Source organism: Huintestinicola sp. (assembly GCF_051882455.1).
Lineage (GTDB): Bacteria > Bacillota > Clostridia > Oscillospirales > Ruminococcaceae > Huintestinicola.
The window spans coordinates 1-17,564 of record NZ_JBJERV010000092.1; the positions used below are offsets into that span (position 1 = coordinate 1).

The 17,564-nt window shown below is 49.2% G+C and carries 19 protein-coding genes and 1 riboswitch; of the genes, 6 read left to right on the forward strand and 13 right to left on the reverse strand.

Going from position 1 to position 17,564, the window contains the following annotated elements; genetic code table 11:
* Positions 1–448 precede the first annotated feature (448 nt).
* Positions 449–1,093, forward strand: coding sequence for a fructose-6-phosphate aldolase (gene fsa, locus ACI4J0_RS11140; RefSeq protein WP_439765885.1), 645 nt, complete (start codon positions 449–451; stop codon positions 1,091–1,093).
* 73 nt (positions 1,094–1,166) lie between these two features.
* Here the strand turns inward: fsa and ACI4J0_RS11145 are convergent, their stop codons facing one another.
* The 13 genes from ACI4J0_RS11145 to ACI4J0_RS11205 all read right to left on the reverse strand — a co-directional run bounded on the left by ACI4J0_RS11145 (position 1,167) and on the right by ACI4J0_RS11205 (position 12,903).
* Positions 1,167–2,423: an HAD hydrolase family protein gene (locus ACI4J0_RS11145; RefSeq protein ID WP_439765886.1), complete on the reverse strand. Its 1,257-nt coding sequence runs from the start codon at positions 2,421–2,423 to the stop codon at positions 1,167–1,169.
* Complete coding sequence (locus ACI4J0_RS11150) at positions 2,420–3,346, reverse strand: M14 family metallopeptidase (protein WP_439765887.1); 927 nt, start codon at positions 3,344–3,346, stop codon at positions 2,420–2,422. The genes ACI4J0_RS11145 and ACI4J0_RS11150 overlap by 4 nt, the downstream gene beginning before the upstream one ends.
* Positions 3,347–3,443: 97 nt before the next feature.
* Positions 3,444–4,376: a M14 family metallopeptidase gene (locus ACI4J0_RS11155; protein ID WP_439765888.1), complete on the reverse strand. Its 933-nt coding sequence runs from the start codon at positions 4,374–4,376 to the stop codon at positions 3,444–3,446.
* Between the two features lie 46 nt (positions 4,377–4,422).
* Complete coding sequence (locus ACI4J0_RS11160) at positions 4,423–5,199, reverse strand: transglutaminase family protein (protein WP_439765889.1); 777 nt, start codon at positions 5,197–5,199, stop codon at positions 4,423–4,425.
* Positions 5,180–5,887 (reverse strand): alpha-E domain-containing protein, encoded by a 708-nt coding sequence (locus ACI4J0_RS11165; protein WP_439765890.1) that lies wholly within the window; start codon positions 5,885–5,887, stop codon positions 5,180–5,182. Before ACI4J0_RS11165 ends, ACI4J0_RS11160 begins: the two co-directional genes overlap by 20 nt.
* Positions 5,866–7,182, reverse strand: coding sequence for a circularly permuted type 2 ATP-grasp protein (locus ACI4J0_RS11170; RefSeq protein ID WP_439765891.1), 1,317 nt, complete (start codon positions 7,180–7,182; stop codon positions 5,866–5,868). The genes ACI4J0_RS11165 and ACI4J0_RS11170 overlap by 22 nt, the downstream gene beginning before the upstream one ends.
* Before the next feature lie 344 nt (positions 7,183–7,526).
* Positions 7,527–8,840, reverse strand: coding sequence for a phosphomethylpyrimidine synthase ThiC (gene thiC / locus ACI4J0_RS11175; protein ID WP_439765892.1), 1,314 nt, complete (start codon positions 8,838–8,840; stop codon positions 7,527–7,529).
* Positions 8,841–8,927: 87 nt separating this feature from the next.
* Positions 8,928–9,018, reverse strand: a riboswitch (TPP riboswitch).
* Between the two features lie 64 nt (positions 9,019–9,082).
* Positions 9,083–9,586 carry a hypothetical protein gene (locus tag ACI4J0_RS11180; RefSeq protein WP_439765893.1) on the reverse strand — a complete coding sequence of 168 codons (504 nt, stop codon included), beginning with the start codon at positions 9,584–9,586 and terminating at the stop codon, positions 9,083–9,085.
* Positions 9,587–9,622: 36 nt separating this feature from the next.
* Entirely contained in the window at positions 9,623–11,047 is a 1,425-nt protein-coding gene (locus tag ACI4J0_RS11185) for a cellulase family glycosylhydrolase (RefSeq protein WP_439765894.1), read from the reverse strand.
* 72 nt (positions 11,048–11,119) lie between these two features.
* A complete protein-coding gene (locus ACI4J0_RS11190) occupies positions 11,120–11,605 on the reverse strand; it encodes a S1 RNA-binding domain-containing protein (RefSeq protein ID WP_439765895.1) in 486 nt (161 codons plus the stop codon).
* A 38-nt stretch (positions 11,606–11,643) separates the two neighbouring features.
* Complete coding sequence (locus tag ACI4J0_RS11195; RefSeq protein WP_439765896.1) at positions 11,644–12,009, reverse strand: hypothetical protein; 366 nt, start codon at positions 12,007–12,009, stop codon at positions 11,644–11,646.
* A gap of 52 nt (positions 12,010–12,061) precedes the next feature.
* Positions 12,062–12,565, reverse strand: a complete 504-nt coding sequence (yabQ, locus tag ACI4J0_RS11200) for a spore cortex biosynthesis protein YabQ (RefSeq protein ID WP_439765897.1) — start codon at positions 12,563–12,565, stop codon at positions 12,062–12,064.
* A gap of 50 nt (positions 12,566–12,615) precedes the next feature.
* Positions 12,616–12,903 carry a YabP/YqfC family sporulation protein gene (locus tag ACI4J0_RS11205; protein WP_439765898.1) on the reverse strand — a complete coding sequence of 96 codons (288 nt, stop codon included), beginning with the start codon at positions 12,901–12,903 and terminating at the stop codon, positions 12,616–12,618.
* A 221-nt stretch (positions 12,904–13,124) separates the two neighbouring features.
* On the opposite strand from ACI4J0_RS11205, the gene ACI4J0_RS11210 reads away from it, so the two are divergent.
* From ACI4J0_RS11210 to ACI4J0_RS11230, 5 genes are read left to right on the forward strand one after another with little or no spacing between them, the layout of a single operon-like run.
* On the forward strand, positions 13,125–14,795 hold the full coding sequence (locus ACI4J0_RS11210) for a DAK2 domain-containing protein (protein ID WP_439765899.1): 1,671 nt from the start codon (positions 13,125–13,127) through the stop codon (positions 14,793–14,795).
* Positions 14,796–14,806: 11 nt separating this feature from the next.
* A complete protein-coding gene (locus ACI4J0_RS11215; protein ID WP_439765900.1) occupies positions 14,807–15,466 on the forward strand; it encodes a nucleotide-binding protein in 660 nt (219 codons plus the stop codon).
* Between the two features lie 41 nt (positions 15,467–15,507).
* Positions 15,508–15,714 (forward strand): 4Fe-4S binding protein, encoded by a 207-nt coding sequence (locus ACI4J0_RS11220; RefSeq protein WP_432650120.1) that lies wholly within the window; start codon positions 15,508–15,510, stop codon positions 15,712–15,714.
* A gap of 28 nt (positions 15,715–15,742) precedes the next feature.
* Complete coding sequence (locus ACI4J0_RS11225) at positions 15,743–16,810, forward strand: 3-methyl-2-oxobutanoate dehydrogenase subunit VorB (RefSeq protein ID WP_439765901.1); 1,068 nt, start codon at positions 15,743–15,745, stop codon at positions 16,808–16,810.
* Positions 16,810–17,556 (forward strand): thiamine pyrophosphate-dependent enzyme, encoded by a 747-nt coding sequence (locus ACI4J0_RS11230; RefSeq protein WP_432650122.1) that lies wholly within the window; start codon positions 16,810–16,812, stop codon positions 17,554–17,556. Before ACI4J0_RS11225 ends, ACI4J0_RS11230 begins: the two co-directional genes overlap by 1 nt.
* Positions 17,557–17,564 lie beyond the last annotated feature (8 nt).

Sequence of the window (17,564 nt, forward strand, 5' to 3'; positions counted from 1 at the left end):
CACTAAAAGTTTCGCTCAAGCCTTTTCCAAAGGCTTGCGGGGGTCAAGGGGGCAGCGCCCCTTGTCGCCCTCCGCAGAGGGCGAAATCCCCTTTATCCTTCCAAAACGGAGCAGGGGTGAGGAAATGCGACAGCATTTCCGAGGGGCGCAAACACGACCGCGCCCCTTTCTAACAAATTCTAATTATTTTTCCCTCAAAAACGTTCCGGTGGAACGTTTTTGACAAAGCTATTTTTACATTGGTTTGTACATATTATATAATTGTCGTATCTTTTTCGACAAGCTGAGGTCAGTCCGTATCGGGCTGACCTTTTTTTGCACAAAATATATGTTGAACTGCACAATAATTGGCAGGAAAAATCGTATAGAATGATATATAATAAAACAGTAGACCGATACTGTATTTTATTGCAGTAAACCAATAATTTCCGGAAAGGACAGGATAAAAATGAAGCTTTTTATTGACACCGCAAACACCGATGATATCAGAGAGGCTGAGAGCCTGGGAGTTATCTGCGGAGTGACCACAAATCCCTCCCTCATCGCAAAGGAAGGCAGAGTTTTCGAGGAGGTCGTTGCCGAGATAACTCAGATAGTTGACGGACCCATCTCCGCCGAGGTCATCTCTCTCGAGGCTGACAAAATGGTCGAGGAGGCGCTGGAGCTGGCGAAGATACATAAAAACATCGTTATCAAGCTGCCTATGTGCGCCGAAGGTCTCAAAGCCTGCAAGCGCCTTACCGCACAGGGCATAAAGACCAATGTGACCCTTATTTTCTCCGCAGCACAGGCAATTCTCGCCGCAAATGCAGGTGCGTCATATGTTTCCCCCTTCCTGGGAAGGCTTGACGACATCGGCATGGAGGGAATGGAGCTTATCAGAGAAATTGCGGATATCTTCGATGTTCAGGGAATAGAGACAGAGATAATCGCCGCTTCTGTCAGAAACCCCATTCATGTTACCGCTGCCGCAAGAGCAGGCTGTGATATTGCCACAGTGCCCATGAGCGTTATCAGACAGATGATAAAGCACCCCCTCACCGATATCGGTATAGCAAGATTTCTCGACGACTGGAAGAACGCAAAAAAATAAGCCTGCTCCTCGCTTGCAGACTTATAAATAATTTATGTGTATCTCCCCTTCTGCGGCAGGGAGATACACATTTTCATTTTCTGCCAAGATAAAGAGGCTCGAAGCTCTTTTTCAGCTCATGGGCAATTTTATTTATGCTTCGTGCGGATCTCTCTCCGTCAACGCTGAGAGTGACGAATTTTTCAATGCCATAGCTTTCGCATATGTATTCTATCATCTTCCGCTTGCCTGCGTTTTTGTTGTATATCTTGATGTAGGCATATCCCTTGTAATCATCGGAAGGGTAGGTCATTATTCTGAGTTGTTCACCGAAAGCCCCCGTCAGCTCCGAATAAAGAGCCGCAATTTTTTCCGCACTGTCAACTATCATGATATATATGACCCTGTCCTCGGGGGAGGGCAGGCGGTTCACATAGTTTCGGTAGGGAGACCGTTTCAGCGACGTGTAAATGGACTGCTCCGCCTCATTTTTCAGCTCGTCATAGTATATCATCAGATTATCGCCGCAAAGCGCATTCGTAAACATATTCATATCATATCTTCTGACAATGCCGCGAATTTTTTCGCAGGTGCTGTCCGAAATGATATACGCCATAACATAGCTGTTTTCCCGCATATCGTAAAGTGCGGCGCCGTTCATCACGATAACGGGCAGCTTCATTTTTACATCGGAAAGTATCTCGGTAATGGCTCCGGGGGTCCGCATGGTGGCAAGGGTGAAATTTGCGCCGTCGGAGAGCATTCGGTTTATCTCCACCTTTGAATAGGGCGTGAGCCGCTCGTTTACGGGGGAGAGCATATCGTCAAGCTCGGCGGCGAAAAGGGTGTCCGTAATGCGCCTGCGGGGCAGCCTTACGGAATTTACCGCAATTCCCGCGCCTATGCCGATGAAGGTGTCAAGCACTCTGTTGAGTACAAACAGAAAGGGGTCACTGTCCGTCATATGAATGACCGTTATGGAAAGAAAAACCACGCAGGAAAAGTAGCTTGCGTTCTTTTTGTCAAGCAGCACGGTGGTGTAAATGACGGGGATTATCATCAGGGCTATGAACGCATATCCCAAAAGCGTGTCATAAACGGGAACGGCGTATATCTCGATAACTATGGTGATAAGCCCGAACAGCGCGCCCACAAAGGTGCCTGCGGTGCGCTGAGCAGCCATTTTCAGTGTGCTTTCCGAATAGGGTTGTATGCACCACAGCACTGCAAGCATGGAATAAAAGGGTATGCCGCCCTTTCCCCGCAGAAAATATACCGCCCCGCAGAGAAAAACTCCTGCGGCGGATTTTAATATGCGGTTCCCTATGGGCGGCAGAGATGTTTTTTTCATATGCTGATTATCTTGTAAAGCACGCTTTTTTCAAATTCAAGGGGACGGTTGTAGGTGAAAAATACTATGCCGTTTACGGGCGCGAAAATTCTGGAAATGACCTCGCCCTCAAGCGGGTCTATTATCTCGCAGAGCAGGTCGCCCCTGCGTATCTCGTCCCCGGGACGCACATGGCTCCTGCATATTCCCGCGCAGGGGGAATGTATCTGGATAAGTCCCCTTTCGTCCACTATCTCGGTAACGCTTCCTCCCGTGACCTTCGTCCTGATGATGCCCCGCTTTACCATAAAGCGGATAACTGCGTCCACAGCAATTTTTGCGGAAGCCTCGTCAATATTATCGGTGGCATTGGTGTAAACGGAAAATGCCTTTGTCTCCCACACCTGCCAGTTGTAGTTGAGGGTGGTGGTATCATAGGGACGGGGTGTTCTCACAAAGGCATAGGGCAGACCGAAATCTACCATATCCTCATGGTCGGTAAAGCCCGTTTCCATCAGCTTCACATGGGGAAGAAAATCTCCCTGCTGATAGAAGCTTGCCATCTGCACGCCGTAGGTATAGCCCTGTATCTCCTTGAAAAGTCCGTCTGCTATGCGCTGGGTGGTCTCGCCCAGGTCATAGCCGGGGAACATTCTGTTTATATCGGTGTTGTCCATTGTCCAGAAGCGCTTGCCTATGTTCATGGAGTAATAATTCACGCAGGGAACTATCATAATTTCCCTGCCGCTGCAAATGCTGCCCTCCCGCTCAAGCTCCTTGAGTCTCCGCACAAGCTGGGAGCAGACGTACATCTGCTGTATCTCATTTCCTCTCATGGCGCCCACAACGCAGATCGCCTTTTCGCCGCTTCCGAATTTAAATCCCGTTACCTCCATGGGCTGACGGTAGGGCGAGCGAATGGAGTATAATACCTGCTTACGCATTAAAATGTCCTTCCTTTCTTGAGAGTTTTGTGGTTTCCGTCAGGAAATCTTTGGCGGCAGCCAAAGAAACAAAACTCGGTTTGAAAATCTTTGATTTTCAAACATCACCCCCTAAAATTCTTGCAATGAGTGAGCCGCCGTAAACTATGGGAAATTCTCTTAATGTAAAGATCCTGCCGCTGCAGGGGGCGGTCACATATTCCTCAAGCCTGCCCGTTGCAGGGTCGATGACATCGCCGATGTGGTCGCCCTTCTCTATATCCACCCAGTGCTCAACACAGGGCACAAAAATACCGTCTGCACCGCTGTTAACAAATTCCACCGCTCTTTCACCCGAAACGATAGGCTCTCTTACGGGTTCTGTTTTTCCCGACCACATTCCGAGCTCTTTAAGCAGATTAAATATCCCTGCGGTAAGCTGACGGCAGTATTCTCTTGTTATTCTCATTCCCACGCCCATTTCTACCACAAGGGTCTTTGTGCCTGTGGTGTTAAGGCTGTAGGCAAGGGTGCTTTCAAGCACCGTCGCAGAGGAATGTATCCAGATAAAATCGCAGCCAAGCATTTTTGCATAGGGCAGAAGCTCATCTGCGCTCAGCTCGTTTATCCGTATCTGAGGTATCTCCTTGAGATAGATGTTGCTGGAATGGATATCTATGCAGATATCCGCGCCGCTTATATCCTTGATGATATCCGCAGCAAGGCACTCCGCCATAGTTCCCTCGGATGTACCGGGGAATATCCTGTTCATATCAAGGTCGAAAAGGGGTATGCCCCTGGTGATGCTGTCCACTCCAAGAGGATTGAGGGCAGGGTAGATATCCACCACACCGTTTAGCTTCGAAAGATTTTCGCTAAGTACACGAGCTATCTCCGCACAGACATACTGACCCTCCAGCTCATCGCCGTGGGTGCCCGTTACTATGCAGACCCTTTTGCCGTTATTTTCTCCCTCTCCCGTAATTCTGTTTCTGCGTATCTCAATACGTTCGTTGACCGCAAGACCTGCGCTTGCTATAACCGTTGTCATAATTATGAACTTTCCTTTCCCTGAAAATTTGCGTAATGATGGTCGGTCAATTGTCTGTCACTCTTGAAGAAACTGTCTGAATGCTGCCTACATTTCCGAGGTAAATGCCCCGTTCAATGGGACAGTCGGAATAATCCCTGCCGTGGCACAGCTTGATATAGCAGTCGCCTATAAGACGGTTGTGAGTGGGGTCAATGCCGATCCACCTTGAGCCGTCGTTTACCTCCACCCATGCATGGGTCTCGCCGCATTCAAAGGCAAGCCCCGACACATAGCGGCTCCGTATGCCGTCCATACGCAGGAGTGCCAGCAGGATATGGGCATAGTCCTGACATACCCCGACCCTGCCTGTCATTGCCTCCTCGGCAGTTGTGCCCACACGGGTAACTCCCCTCTCATAGGTCATAGCCTTATACACGCTTTCCGAAAGCCCCACAGCCCTGGTGAGCAGGTCGGCGCTTTCGGGCGCGTTCTCCCTGTAAAATGCGGTGATACTTTCACCGGACACCGTCAAGGGAGAAGCAAAACGGTAATACTCGGGAGCCGTGCCATAGCTTTCGCAGGAATTAAGTATCTGCGCCTCACCCGTTACCTTGAAGGAAAACTCATCGTGAGGCTCGTCCATTCTTCCGCAGATAAGCATATTGCCGAAGCTGTCGCGGCTGTGCCATATGCTGCCCGTTTTCGGCAGTATCTCGCAGACAGGCTCGGTTATCACCTGTCTGCCGTCCGAAAAGGGCACGCAGCGCAGCGTAAAGGAATGGGACGTTACGCTGCGTGAAAATTCAAGCTTTGTTTCATATTCAAACCGAAGCTGTTTCAAGGAAGTTCACCTCAACAAGTCTTTCAATATTGTCAATAAGCTCTGCCCTTTTACCTCTGTAATCACGGCTCCGCGCCGCCGTTTTCAGTGCTTCAAAGGCATCTGCGCTGATAATGCTCGTCTCGCCGCCGTACCTTGCAACGTGCTTTATGAGATTGTCAAGCTCGGCGGAAATATCCTCCGAAGGATAGCCCAGACGCAGGAACATATCCGCACGCTCCACCGATTTTCCCAGATGGATAACTCTCAGAGCCTCCCCATTGGTCATATTGTTGTCAACGCTGCCCCAGAAAGCATATATGGCGTCTCTCACGGGGAGCATATCATAGCGTATCTTGTCCGTTCCCTCGCATGCCTTGAACTTGTCCATAGCCATCTGCAGATAGGAGAGAGAGGGAGTTTTTATCTCCTCTCTGAGGACAATGCCGTTGCCCAGAGCCCTGTCAAGATTTGAGATTATGGAGTTGGGGTCTGACATATCGAAAACATAGCGGTGGAAAAAGTCCTCCGAGTCTTTGTAGATATCGGGAACGTTTATATCCGCAAGGTATTTTTCATATGCCTCCTGACCGCCCTCGATAAACCTGTCGGCGTATTTGAAAAAGCTGTTTAAGGTAGTGAATACCCTCTCAACATATCTTCCCAGCCAGAAAAGATTGTTTATATTTATTCTGGTAATAGCACCCATGTGTCTTTAAAACCTCCGCCCTGTGATGAATTTACAACGAATGAATCTGCCTGCCTTGAGAAACGGGTCAGACCGCTTGCCCATACTCTTGTTTTGTCTCCGCTGAGCACAAAGGCTCTGAGATCAGCCTTTCGCATTACCGTTTCTCCGTTTTCTGCTACCTCAAGGTCAATAAAATCAATGACCTCCTGAGCAATAAACCGTCTCGACTGCTCGGTGATGAGCTTTCTCCAGTCCGAAAGCTGTTCCTTTGTCATATCCCTGCCGAATACCACGCCGTAGCCGCCTGCTTCGGAAACGTCCTTGACCACCAGCTTTTCCAGATTGTCAAGCACATATTTCCTGTCCTCCTCGTAGAAGGGAAGATATGTGGGAGCATTTTTGAGGATAGGCTCCTCGCCCAGATAATACTTTATCATCTTGGGAACGAAATAGTAAATGCCCTTGTCGTCCGCAACGCCGTTTCCGGGAGCGTTTATTATCGCCACATTGCCCGCACGGTAGGCGTCCATGATATGAGGAACGCCGATAAGGGACTCGGGCAGGAAGGTAAGGGGGTCGAGGTACTCGTCGGAAATACGGCGGTAGACCGCTCCGACCCTCGTTTTTCCGCCGCGGTAATCCTTCATGTAGAGGATATTGTCCTCAACGAAAAGGTCGGTGTTCTGAACAAGAACAGCACCCGTTTTTTCCGCAAGATAGCTGTGCTCGAAGTATGCGGCATTGTATCTGCCGGGGGTGAGGATAACGTTGATCCCGCCGCAGTTTACGCAGTCCATGGTGCTTCTGAGCAGGGAGGCATAGTTGCGGTTGTCCGCAATGCGGCTGTTTTCGAACACGTCGGGGCTGGTCATACGGCAAAGCTCCCTTGCGATAAGGGGATAGCTGGCTCCCGAGGGGATACGCAGGTTGTCCTCAAGTATGTACCATGTGCCGTCCTTTGCCTGGACAAGGTCAATTCCCGAAATGTGGCTGTATACCCCCTTCGGCGGCATAACTCCCGCACAGGGTGCAAGATACCCCTTTGAGATATAAACAAAATCCTCGGGAACAATTCCGTCCCTTATTATCTTTCCCTCGGAATAGATATCTCTCAGAAACATATTAAGAGCGTCCACCCTCTGGACAAGTCCCTTTTCTATGTCCGCAAAATCCTCTGCGGTGATGATCCTGGGAATGGCATCAAAGGGAAAAAGCTGCTCCTTGAAGGTGCCGTGCTTGTAGATCCCGAATTTTACTCCGTATCGTGCAAGGAGTTCGTTTATCTCTCTTGCGTCTGCAACAGGTGTGTTCATAACATTCATCTCTTTTCAAAATAAAAAGGCGTTCCGTCCCCGGAAACGCCTTTGTTTCTTTATATTATGATAATACCACCTTTTTTCGGATATGTCAATCGCAAAAATGACGGAATTTTCATACGTAATTTCATTTATGTGGTATAATTCGACTAAAATAATATATTTTCACATAAATATGAATAATTAAGTTTATAAACTTGCATATTTTGGTAATATAATCTGTGATGGAAAATCAGACGGAGAAACTTTGTTCATTCTGCGAATTGACAAATAGGAACTTTTGTGCTATAATTTTAACATGGCAAACGGGACCTCCGAGATCCGGGGAGTCCCGTAAAAGCTTACTTTTCCGAGCAGAATTTGACCTCTTTGCCCTCAAGTATCATATTGGTAGTTCTCACAGCGCACATTTTGCCGCACATTGAGCAGGTGTGGCGGTCGGCAGGGGGGGTGCTTTCAAAGTATGCCCTTGCCTTATCGGGGTCGGCGGCAAGCTTGAACATTTCCTCCCAGTCCACCTTGTGCCGCGCCTCAGCCATTTTGTTGTCAATGTCCCTTGCGTGGGGTATGCCCTTGGCGATGTCGGCGGCGTGGGCGGCTATCTTGCTTGCCATAATGCCCTCCTTGACGTCATTCACATCGGGGAGACGAAGGTGCTCGGCAGGGGTCACGTAGCAGAGGAAATCCGCTCCGTTTGCTGCAGCGATGGCTCCGCCTATGGCGCTTGTTATGTGGTCGTAGCCGGGGAATATATCCGTTACGATGGGTCCTAAAACGTAGAAGGGCGCATTGTGGCATATCCTCTTCTGGAGAGTCATATTTGCGGCTATCTCGTTCATTGCCATATGTCCGGGGCCTTCCACCATTACCTGAACGTCCTTTTCCCAGGCTCTGAGGGTCAGGTCCCCAAGCTCGATAAGCTCGCTGATCTGTCCCGCATCGGTGGCGTCGTCGATACAGCCGGGACGGAGAGCGTCTCCCAGACTTATGGTCACGTCATACTCTCTCAGGATATCCAGCACATCGTCATAATACTCAAAAAACGGGTTTTCATTTCCCGTCATTGCCATCCAGGCAAAGAGGAGTGAGCCGCCCCGGGAAACGATATTCATCTTTCTTCCCTCACGTCTGAAGGCTTCCACCGCACGCTTGTTGATGCCTGCGTGGATAGTCATAAAGTCCACGCCTTCCTTTGCATGAGCCTCCACCACTTTAAGAAAGTCCTTTGCGGTGATGTCCAGAAGGTCCTTTTCAAGATAGCCGATGGCGTCGTACATAGGCACTGTGCCTATCATTGCGGGGGACATTTCGATAAGCTTTGTGCGGAATTTGTTGGTCTTGCCGTAGTTTGAAAGGTCCATAATTGCCTCTGCGCCGAAGTTTATGGACATTTTCACCTTTTCAAGCTCTCTTTCGTAATCGGCGCAGTCTCCCGAAATGCCGAGATTTACGTTTATCTTTGTGCGAAGCCCTGCGCCTATGCCCTCGGGGGACAGGGACTTATGGTTTATATTGGCAGGGATAGCCACAGAGCCTTCCGCAACCTTTCTCATTATTTCCTCGGGCAAAGCGTATTCCTTTTTCGCAACGGTCTCCATCTCGGGGGTGACGATACCCTTTTTCGCCGCTTCCATCTGGGTCTTGTATGCTCTCATAAATGCTCGTTCCTTTCATTGATTCGCTGAATAAAAAAAGCCTTGATAAATATATCCTCTGTCTGCGGAGAATATACATACAAGGCATAAGTTTCTTTGTATGCTCCCTCCCACGGTATTGACCGACAGGTTCAAAGGGTCCTTCTCAACCGCTTTCGCAGTGCCCCTGCATTACTTTTTATATTATAACATCTGTTTGGGGATTAGTCAAGGGGAAAATAATGATAAACCAGGCTGCGGAACTATTGCTCGATCCTTCTGAACTCCTCGGGCAAAAATGAAAAGACCGCAGACACCAGTTCATTTAACAGCTTAGCATTATCTGAAACAGGTTCACACCACCAATAAAAGCTTCGCCCGTTTATTACCACCGTATGGCTGTAGCCGTCAAGCCCCAATGCAGATCTTATTTTCCTGCATTTTATTTTGCTTATCTCCTCAATACGTTTTTCTATGCTTCTTTGTCCCTCATTATCAAGCATTTTTATGCCGCAGAAATTATCGGTAAGAAAATCGTCCCCGAAATCCGCGGATATTTCGGTACATTCCAAAAGCCTTGCATCATAGCGGCTGAAATGTTCATAGCAAATATAAAATTCACTGTTTCGTTTTCTCACCTGACAATAAACGGTTTTCCCCTGACTTACATATGAAGGCTCATACAATATTTCAGCCGCAATGCTGCTGTTTTTCAGGTTCATTGCAAGAGTTCGTTCAAGCAGGTCTCTGCATACTTCTATTTTCATCGTTTCACTTCGTCCTATTTTGCTTTGTCTCTATTATCAGACCTTCACAGCCTTGGACAGCTCACCGTTTTTATAGCCCTCATCGGTTTTGGAAACGGCGCAGACAACAAATCTGCGGCTTGATGCTTTGGTCAATTTGATCGTGCAGGAGGTGCTCTTGACGGTTTTTATCCTCACATACTTTCCCTTTTCGGAATTATATTCATAAACTCTGTAGCAATATGCGTTTTCAATGCTGTTCCATTTCAGAGTTATGCTGCTGCCGCTTTTTTTGGCTGTGACCTTGGGACGGGGAAGCTTTTCGGTTTTATCGGCTGATTTCTCCGGAACGGAATATTTCGTCAGCGCCTTTACTATTTCCGGGTGGGTAACGGTGCATTTCTCACGGTCAAACAGCGCCATATTTCCCGTATCCCACCAGAAGCATTTTATTCCGTGCTTTGCCGCTGCGCTTACAAAATACTCAGCATAAAGCTTGCGCGAACTGTTATTATCCTTGAAATCCGCACCGAACTCACCTATGACAAGGGGCGCTCCCTGTTTTTTGGCAAAGCTGTCAAGCCTTGAAAAAAGCTTGTCAAAATATGCCTTTTCGGGATCCGTTCCCCATTTATCCGTCATTGTTGTCCATGTTGCGTCGGAGGCGGTAAAGCCCTGGGGATCGTAATTATGGGTGTGAATTATCAAATGATCTTTTGCTGTATCGTCAGGAAGCACAAATCCTGCCAGAGCCTTCTCGGAACAGCTTCCCGAATAGACCTGCACCATAAGATTTCGCTCTGCATTGTTTCCGCCGGTTTTCCTTACCGTATCCACAAAAAGCTGATTAAAATCATTCACCGCTTTATATGCGTCCTTTGTCCTTGCGTCCGTCCAGCTGTTTTCGCTGTCGAGCATTTCGTTAAAGCCCTCAAATATCAGCTTTTCGCCGTAATCCTTGAAACGGAGAGCGATATTTTTCCACAATGCGGCGAATTTCTTTGAATTTTTTCTGTAGCATTCCGCAGACGCCTCAAGCCAGCCGTCCGCTCCTGCGTCGTGGTGAACATTCAGGACACAGTACATATCCTGAGAGATAACGTAATCCACCACCTCCTGAACGCGGTCAAACCATTCCTTGTCGATATTTCCGCTGTCATCGATATGCTCAGCCCAGGTCACAGGTACTCTTACCGCATTGAAGCCTGCCTTTTTTACTGCTGCAATGAGCTTTTTGGAAGCTGTGGGATTGCCCCAGGCAGTTTCATAGCTTGAGGGCTTGCCGTCGGTATACAGCCCTATCCATTCTCCGCAGCTGTCAAGGGTATTGCCGAGGTTCCAGCCCGCATTTATAGCCGTTACAGCTTCTTCCGCCGTTTCTATCGGCTTTGCGGCTCCTGCAGGCACAGCTGTGGCTGTAAGGAGCATTGCCGCGGCAATAAGGGCAGATATTGCTTTTTTTAATAATGATAAATGTTTCATATCGTTTCTCCTGTATTTTTTTATAACAAAAACCGCCCCAGCCAAAAAGCTGCGGCGGCAATGAATACGCTGTTAACCGCCTCTTCTTCTGGAGGTGTTTCTGCGCTTATTGTCCATATTCTTGCGGATATCTCCGATCCTTTCATCGGAGCTTGCCTTGAATTTATTTAACATATCCTCAAATGCAGATTCGGGAGTCTGAGGCTCCTTGGGAACTGCCTTTTCCTGCCGCGGTTTGCCTGCATTTCCACCCGGCTTGCCTGCATTGCCGTTCGGTCTGCCGCCGCCCTCTCTGGGACCGCGGAATTCCTTTTTCGGAGGTGCGGGAAGCGCCTTCTTTATGGAAAGGGATATCTTGCCCTCCTCGGAAACGGAAAGCACCTTGACCTTTACCTGCTGACCCTCTGTAAGATGATCCTTTATCTCGTTTACAAATGTGTTGGCAACCTCGGAAATATGTACCATTCCCGTTACCCCCGGCTCGATCTCCACGAACGCTCCGAATTTGGTTATGCCTGTGACCTTGCCCTCATAAATTTTTCCTACATCCGGCTGCATAAATAGAATATTATCCTTCCTGTTTTTATTATGTATTATCAGCTTCTGGTGGTGTCGTAGAAGCGGCGCTCGTCGGGATACGCATAGCCCAGCTTTTCAATTGCCAGGCGCTCCATATATGTGCGCTCGTCCTCTTCGTTCAGAATGCTTTCATACTCGGCGTTTTCAGCCTCAAGCTGCTCGGCTCTGAGCTTTAATTTCTCAAGCTCCGCCTGCTTCTCGTTGTATTCCAGCATATCGCTGAAAATCGAGGCTCCGCAGGCTAAGATAAGCAGCAGGGAAACCGCTGTTCCCACGAATTTAAGCAGACCATGGTTCTGACGATACTTCTTATTATATGCCTTTTTAAGCACGGCACGAGCCGCTTTGCGGTCCCTTGAGCCCGATTCCTTCTCTGCATACATAATAATCACCGTCCTGACTCCTGCTGATACATCTCAGCTGCACAACCTGCTTTTACTTCATCTTAGCTGTTTTATTATACACCATCTGCCCCTTGCTTTTCAAGTCTTTTTGATAATATTTACATTTATGGAACATTTTTTTGGCGTTTGTCACAAATTTGTAACCTTTTTTTGTGCCAAATTTTTGGAACATTGGGATAAAGGGCTTTGATATTTTTCTGAACAGGCTCCCCAAAAGCCTGTAAACAGTGCCGAAAACACACCGTATTATGCCGATGACCACCGTTCCTGCGGTGAGGATATATATGACCGCTCCCAGAAGCGCCCCCAGCCAGTAATATCCCCTCACCTGCCCGTCACCCATAAGGAGGGAGAAAATGTATACCCCTATGCCGCAGAGGATAAGATAAAGCCCGTCGCAGATGGCTGTGGGAACGGTCTTTCCCATAACGGGGAATATGGCTCTTAATGCTCTGAAAACGTCCCACAGCACCCCCTGACAGCCCCCCAGCAGCACCGACAATAAAAACAGCTCCGTCTGGCGGCAGACGGGCATAAAGGTCTCAGGCTCGATATTTGCAAGCAGCTCCGTAGCTTTTCCCTCCCTTATTTAAGCAGCCTTCCCAGAAAGCCCAGCGGCGACTTTACCTGGCTGTCTCCGTAGATCATGCCGTCTATTTCTCCCTCCACCGCCATATCGCCGCTTTCCACCGACAATAGCGTTACACGAAGTCCCCTGCCCTTTATGATAAGCTCACCCATACAGGTGTAGAGCAGCACCGAGTTTTCGGTGAATTTATCCGTGTCGGTAACTCCCGTTATCACTACCTTGCTGCGGTTCTCCATATTTACCGTATGGCTTTGCTGCGGCTTCTTCTGCTGCTTAGTTTCCATTATGAACACCTCGAAAGCTTTATTCGTATATGTATATGACAAAAAATATCGTTTTATTCTTAATATACTTAACAAAAAATTCCTTAATATAATATTTGTGCCCATTCTTATTCATAATTTATTATAGAAATTTTGAGAGCTGTGTGGTATAATTAAATTTAACTGAGCAAACTTTTATTATTGTACCGATAATTACAGCTGTGCTGTCAAGATATAACAACATGGGAGATGATTTCGTGATCAGCGGAAAAATGCTTAAAGACGCTCTTATTTCGGCGGCTCTTACCCTGTCTGAGATGAAAAAGCAGGTCGACGAGCTGAATGTTTATCCCGTACCCGACGGTGATACGGGCACAAATATGTCCCTCACCCTTGCAAACGCTATGAACGCACTTTCCTCCGTTTCCGACGAGGCAGATGTTTCCGAAGTGGCTTCCGCTGCCGCTTCCGCAATGCTCCGAGGCGCAAGAGGAAACTCGGGCGTTATCACATCTCTGCTTTTCCGCGGCTTCTCCAAGGGGCTTGCGGGCAAGAAGGAAGCAGGCTGCGACGATATGGCAAACGCTCTGGAGATAGGCGTTGAGGCAGCTTACAAGTCCGTTATGAAGCCTGCGGAGGGCACTATCCTCACCGTTGCAAGAGTGGCAAGCGAAAAGGCTCGCGAAAGCTCTTTCATGACAAACGACCCCGTTTCCCTGTGGAACGATGTGTGCATTGCCGCAGAAGATGCACTGGCAAAGACCCCCGAGCAGCTCCCAATTCTCAAGAAGGCGGGAGTTGTGGACGCAGGCGGCAAGGGACTTGTTATTATATTCAACGAAATGCTCAGAGCCTTCAGAGGCGAGCCGAGGACTGTTTCCGCCGAGCCTAAGGTGGTTTCAGACGGTAAATATTCCTTCTCGGTCGAGGATGATGAGACTCTTGAGATAACCTTCGGCTACTGCACCGAATTTATCGTAAATGTAACGGACACCGCCAAAAAAACCGCCGAGCTGAGAGAATATCTCGAGTCCATCGGCGACTGCGTTGTGGTGGTGGACGACGAGGATATCATAAAGGTACACGTTCACACCGACCACCCCGGTCTTGCCTTTGAAAAGGGACTGGAATACGGCTCCCTCTGCAATATGAAGGTGGACAATATGCGTCTCCAGCGTGAGAAGAAGGCGGCGGCTGTGAAGGTTTCGAACGAGAAGCCCGTTCCCGCGGCTCCCGAAAAGCAGTTCGGCTTTGTGGCTGTGGCAAACGGCAGCGGCATTGAGGCTATGTTTACAGACCTGGGCGCAGACGCTATCGTAAGAGGCGGTCAGACCATGAACCCCTCTGCCGATGATATACTGAGGGCAGTTTATTCCGTTCCCGCCGAGACCGTATTTATCCTGCCCAACAACAAGAACATCATTATGGCAGCAGAGCAGGCTATGAAGCTCTCCGAAAAGACTATCTGCGTTCTGAGGACCACTTCCGTTCCTCAGGGAATGTCCGCAATGATGAATTTCGACCCCGACTCGGATTTTGATACGAACCGCATGAATATGACCCTTGCCGCAGAAAAGGTGCAGTCGGGTCTTGTGACCTTTGCAGCAAGAGACAGCAGCTTCAGCGGTCATGAGATAAAGTCGGGAGATATCCTGGCTCTCGAAAACGGCAGGCTGTCCTTTATCGACAGGGACGTTACCCGTGCCGCATACAAGCTTACAAGAAAGCTTATGAAAAATCTCAAGAAAAACGCAGGCTTTGTTACGGTGATGTACGGTGCGGACGTGTCCGAGGACAAGGCTGCGGAGCTTGAAAACATTATGCGCTCAAAGCTGGGCTCTGTTGACGTTAACTTTGTACGAGGCGGTCAGCCTGTTTATTACTACATCGTTTCCGTTGAGCCCAACGGATAAAAAGGAAGTCTATGAAAAAAATCACTGTTATAGCAGGCCATTACGGCAGCGGCAAGTCCACATTCGCCGCAAATTACGCAATAGATATGGCGGCAAAGGGCGAGGCGGTCACGGTTGTGGACATGGACACCGTCAATCCCTATTACCGCACCGCAGACCTGGGGGATATATTTGAAAAAAACGGCGTAAAGCTTGCCGCTCCCAGATATGCCGGAACAAATCTCGATGTACCCATTCTGGATTTTGATATCCCCGCTCTTTATGCCGAGGGAAGAAGCCTTGTCATCGACCTGGGCGGAGATGACGCGGGGGCATATCCTCTGGGCAAATTCAGACAGTTTATCGACCTTCACAGAGATGAATGCGATATCCTGTATGTGGTGAATTTCTGCCGCTTCCTTACCCACAATGCAGAGGAAGCAGAGGAAATACTCCGTGAAATAGAACGTGCCTGCGGTCTTTCCGCCACGGGCATCGTGAATAACTCAAACTTAGGCTTTGAGACCGACAGCGAAATAATCGGAAGCGGCAGGCTCAAGGCGGAAAAAATTTCCGCGCTTACGGGTCTCCCGGTTTTCTGCCACACTCTGCCCCGGATCCCTTCCTGCGAAGGTATTGACAGAGAGGGCTATTATCCGCTGACAGTATATATCAAAAACGTGTGGAACTGACAATTCCCCACATATCCTACATAAGAAAGGTGGCTTGCAAAATGGCTAAGATGACCGTTCTGAACGACAGATGCAAGGGCTGCGGCCTCTGCGTTTCCGCTTGTCCGAAGCAGATCATCAAGATCCGCAAGGATATCCGCACACCCAAGGGCTACTGTCCTGCCGAATGCTCCGACCAGAGCAAATGCACAGGCTGCGCCGTTTGCTACACGATGTGCCCCGACTGCGCTATTATCGTTGAAAGATAACATTCATACCTGAAAGGAATGAGAACCAATGGCTAACGAAAGAATGCTTATGAAGGGCAATGAAGCCCTTGCCGAAGCGGCTGTACGGGCAGGCTGCAAGTGCTACTTCGGTTACCCCATCACTCCCCAGACGGAGATCGCCGCTTATATGTCCAAGCGTATGCCCAAGTGCGGCGGCGTGTTTTTACAGGCGGAGAGTGAGATCGCCGCTATCAATATGGTCTACGGCGCTGCCGCAACAGGCGTGCGCGCAATGACCTCCTCCTCTTCCCCCGGAATTTCCCTTAAATCCGAGGGTATCTCCTATGCGGCAGGCTGCGACCTGCCCTGCGTTGTGGTAAATGTTCAGAGAGGCGGCCCCGGTCTGGGCGGCATACAGCCTGCTCAGTCGGATTACTACCTTGCAACTAAGGCGGGCGGTCACGGCGATTTTTACATACCCGTTTACGCTCCCTGCTCCGTTCAGGAAATGGCTGACTACGCTGTAAAGGCGTTTGATATGGCTGATAAGTTCCGCACACCCGTTATGATACTCTCCGACGGTCTGCTCGGTCAGATGATGGAGCCTGTTGTGTTCCCCGAGATAACAGACAATGAGCCCGAGAAGGAATGGGCTTGCACAGGTCATGGCAACAAGAGACGCCACAACATCATCAACTCCCTCTATCTCAAGCCCGAAGAGCTTGAGGAGTCCAACAGAGAGCGCTTCAAGAAGTACGAGATCGAAAAGGCAGAGCTTCCCGAGGTTGAGACCTATCTCACCGAGGACGCAGAGATCGTAGTTACAGGCTACGGCGCTTCCGCAAGAATTGTCCGCTCCGCAGTAAACGCCGCAAGAGCTGAGGGCATAAAGGCAGGTATGATAAGACCTATCACCCTGTGGCCCTTCCCCGAAAAGGCGTATGCAGACACTGTAGAGACCGCAAAGGCTTACCTTGTTGTAGAGCTTTCAATGGGTCAGATGGTGGACGATGTAAGGCTTGCCACAAGCTGCAAGCGACCCGTTCGCTTCTTCGGAAGAACAGGCGGAGTTATCCACACTCCTGCCGAGATACTTGCTCAGATCAAGCAGATAGCTAAGGAGGAACTGAAATAATGGCTATTTATCAGAAGCCTCACGCTCTTGAGGATATCAGTATGCATTTCTGCCCCGGCTGCACTCACGGTATCGTTCACCGTCTTGTATGCGAGGTAATTGACGAAATGGGCATAGAGGGCGACACTATCGGAATTTGCCCCGTTGGCTGCTCGGTAGTTTCCTATGACTACTTTGCCTGCGATATGATAGAGGCGGCTCACGGACGCGCTCCTGCGGTCGCAACAGGCGTTAAGCGCTCAAGACCCGACAAGTTCGTATTTACATATCAGGGCGACGGCGACCTTGCCGCTATCGGTACCTGCGAGACCGTTCACGCTGCTACAAGAGGCGAGAACATCACTATAATCTTTATAAACAACACCATTTACGGCATGACAGGCGGTCAGATGGCTCCCACCACTCTCCCCGGTCAGGTAACTCAGACTACCCCCTTCGGACGTGACCCCAAGGTTGCGGGATATCCCGTAATGGTCTGCGAAATGCTCTCTCAGCTTACGGGCACAGCCTATGCGGAAAGAGTTTCCGTTGACTCCCCCGCCCATATCAATGCGGCTAAAAAGGCTATCCGCAAGGGCTTTGAGGTACAGAAAAACAAGCAGGGCTTCTCTATTATCGAAGTGCTGTCCACCTGTCCCACAAACTGGGGCATGACTCCCGAGGAGTCTATGGAAAGAGTAAGGACCGAAATGATTCCTTACTATCCTCTCGGCGTTTACAAGGACATAACCGCCGAAAACAAGTAAGGGAAAGG

Bases quoted from the DNA above. Each gene is read 5' to 3' on its own strand.
- thiC (WP_439765892.1), bottom strand. From the start codon at position 8,840: ATGAGAGCATACAAGACCCAGATGGAAGCGGCGAAAAAGGGTATCGTC.
- ACI4J0_RS11165 (WP_439765890.1), bottom strand. From the start codon at position 5,887: ATGGGTGCTATTACCAGAATAAATATAAACAATCTTTTCTGGCTGGGA.
- ACI4J0_RS11155 (WP_439765888.1), bottom strand. From the start codon at position 4,376: ATGACAACGGTTATAGCAAGCGCAGGTCTTGCGGTCAACGAACGTATT.
- ACI4J0_RS11150 (WP_439765887.1), bottom strand. From the start codon at position 3,346: ATGCGTAAGCAGGTATTATACTCCATTCGCTCGCCCTACCGTCAGCCC.
- ACI4J0_RS11145 (WP_439765886.1), bottom strand. From the start codon at position 2,423: ATGAAAAAAACATCTCTGCCGCCCATAGGGAACCGCATATTAAAATCC.
- ACI4J0_RS11225 (WP_439765901.1), top strand. From the start codon at position 15,743: ATGGCTAACGAAAGAATGCTTATGAAGGGCAATGAAGCCCTTGCCGAA.
- ACI4J0_RS11230 (WP_432650122.1), top strand. From the start codon at position 16,810: ATGGCTATTTATCAGAAGCCTCACGCTCTTGAGGATATCAGTATGCAT.
- ACI4J0_RS11190 (WP_439765895.1), bottom strand. From the start codon at position 11,605: ATGCAGCCGGATGTAGGAAAAATTTATGAGGGCAAGGTCACAGGCATA.
- yabQ (WP_439765897.1), bottom strand. From the start codon at position 12,565: ATGCCCGTCTGCCGCCAGACGGAGCTGTTTTTATTGTCGGTGCTGCTG.
- ACI4J0_RS11220 (WP_432650120.1), top strand. From the start codon at position 15,508: ATGGCTAAGATGACCGTTCTGAACGACAGATGCAAGGGCTGCGGCCTC.
- fsa (WP_439765885.1), top strand. From the start codon at position 449: ATGAAGCTTTTTATTGACACCGCAAACACCGATGATATCAGAGAGGCT.
- ACI4J0_RS11185 (WP_439765894.1), bottom strand. From the start codon at position 11,047: ATGAAACATTTATCATTATTAAAAAAAGCAATATCTGCCCTTATTGCC.
- ACI4J0_RS11215 (WP_439765900.1), top strand. From the start codon at position 14,807: ATGAAAAAAATCACTGTTATAGCAGGCCATTACGGCAGCGGCAAGTCC.
- ACI4J0_RS11195 (WP_439765896.1), bottom strand. From the start codon at position 12,009: ATGTATGCAGAGAAGGAATCGGGCTCAAGGGACCGCAAAGCGGCTCGT.
- ACI4J0_RS11170 (WP_439765891.1), bottom strand. From the start codon at position 7,182: ATGAACACACCTGTTGCAGACGCAAGAGAGATAAACGAACTCCTTGCA.
- ACI4J0_RS11210 (WP_439765899.1), top strand. From the start codon at position 13,125: ATGGGAGATGATTTCGTGATCAGCGGAAAAATGCTTAAAGACGCTCTT.
- ACI4J0_RS11180 (WP_439765893.1), bottom strand. From the start codon at position 9,586: ATGAAAATAGAAGTATGCAGAGACCTGCTTGAACGAACTCTTGCAATG.
- ACI4J0_RS11205 (WP_439765898.1), bottom strand. From the start codon at position 12,903: ATGGAAACTAAGCAGCAGAAGAAGCCGCAGCAAAGCCATACGGTAAAT.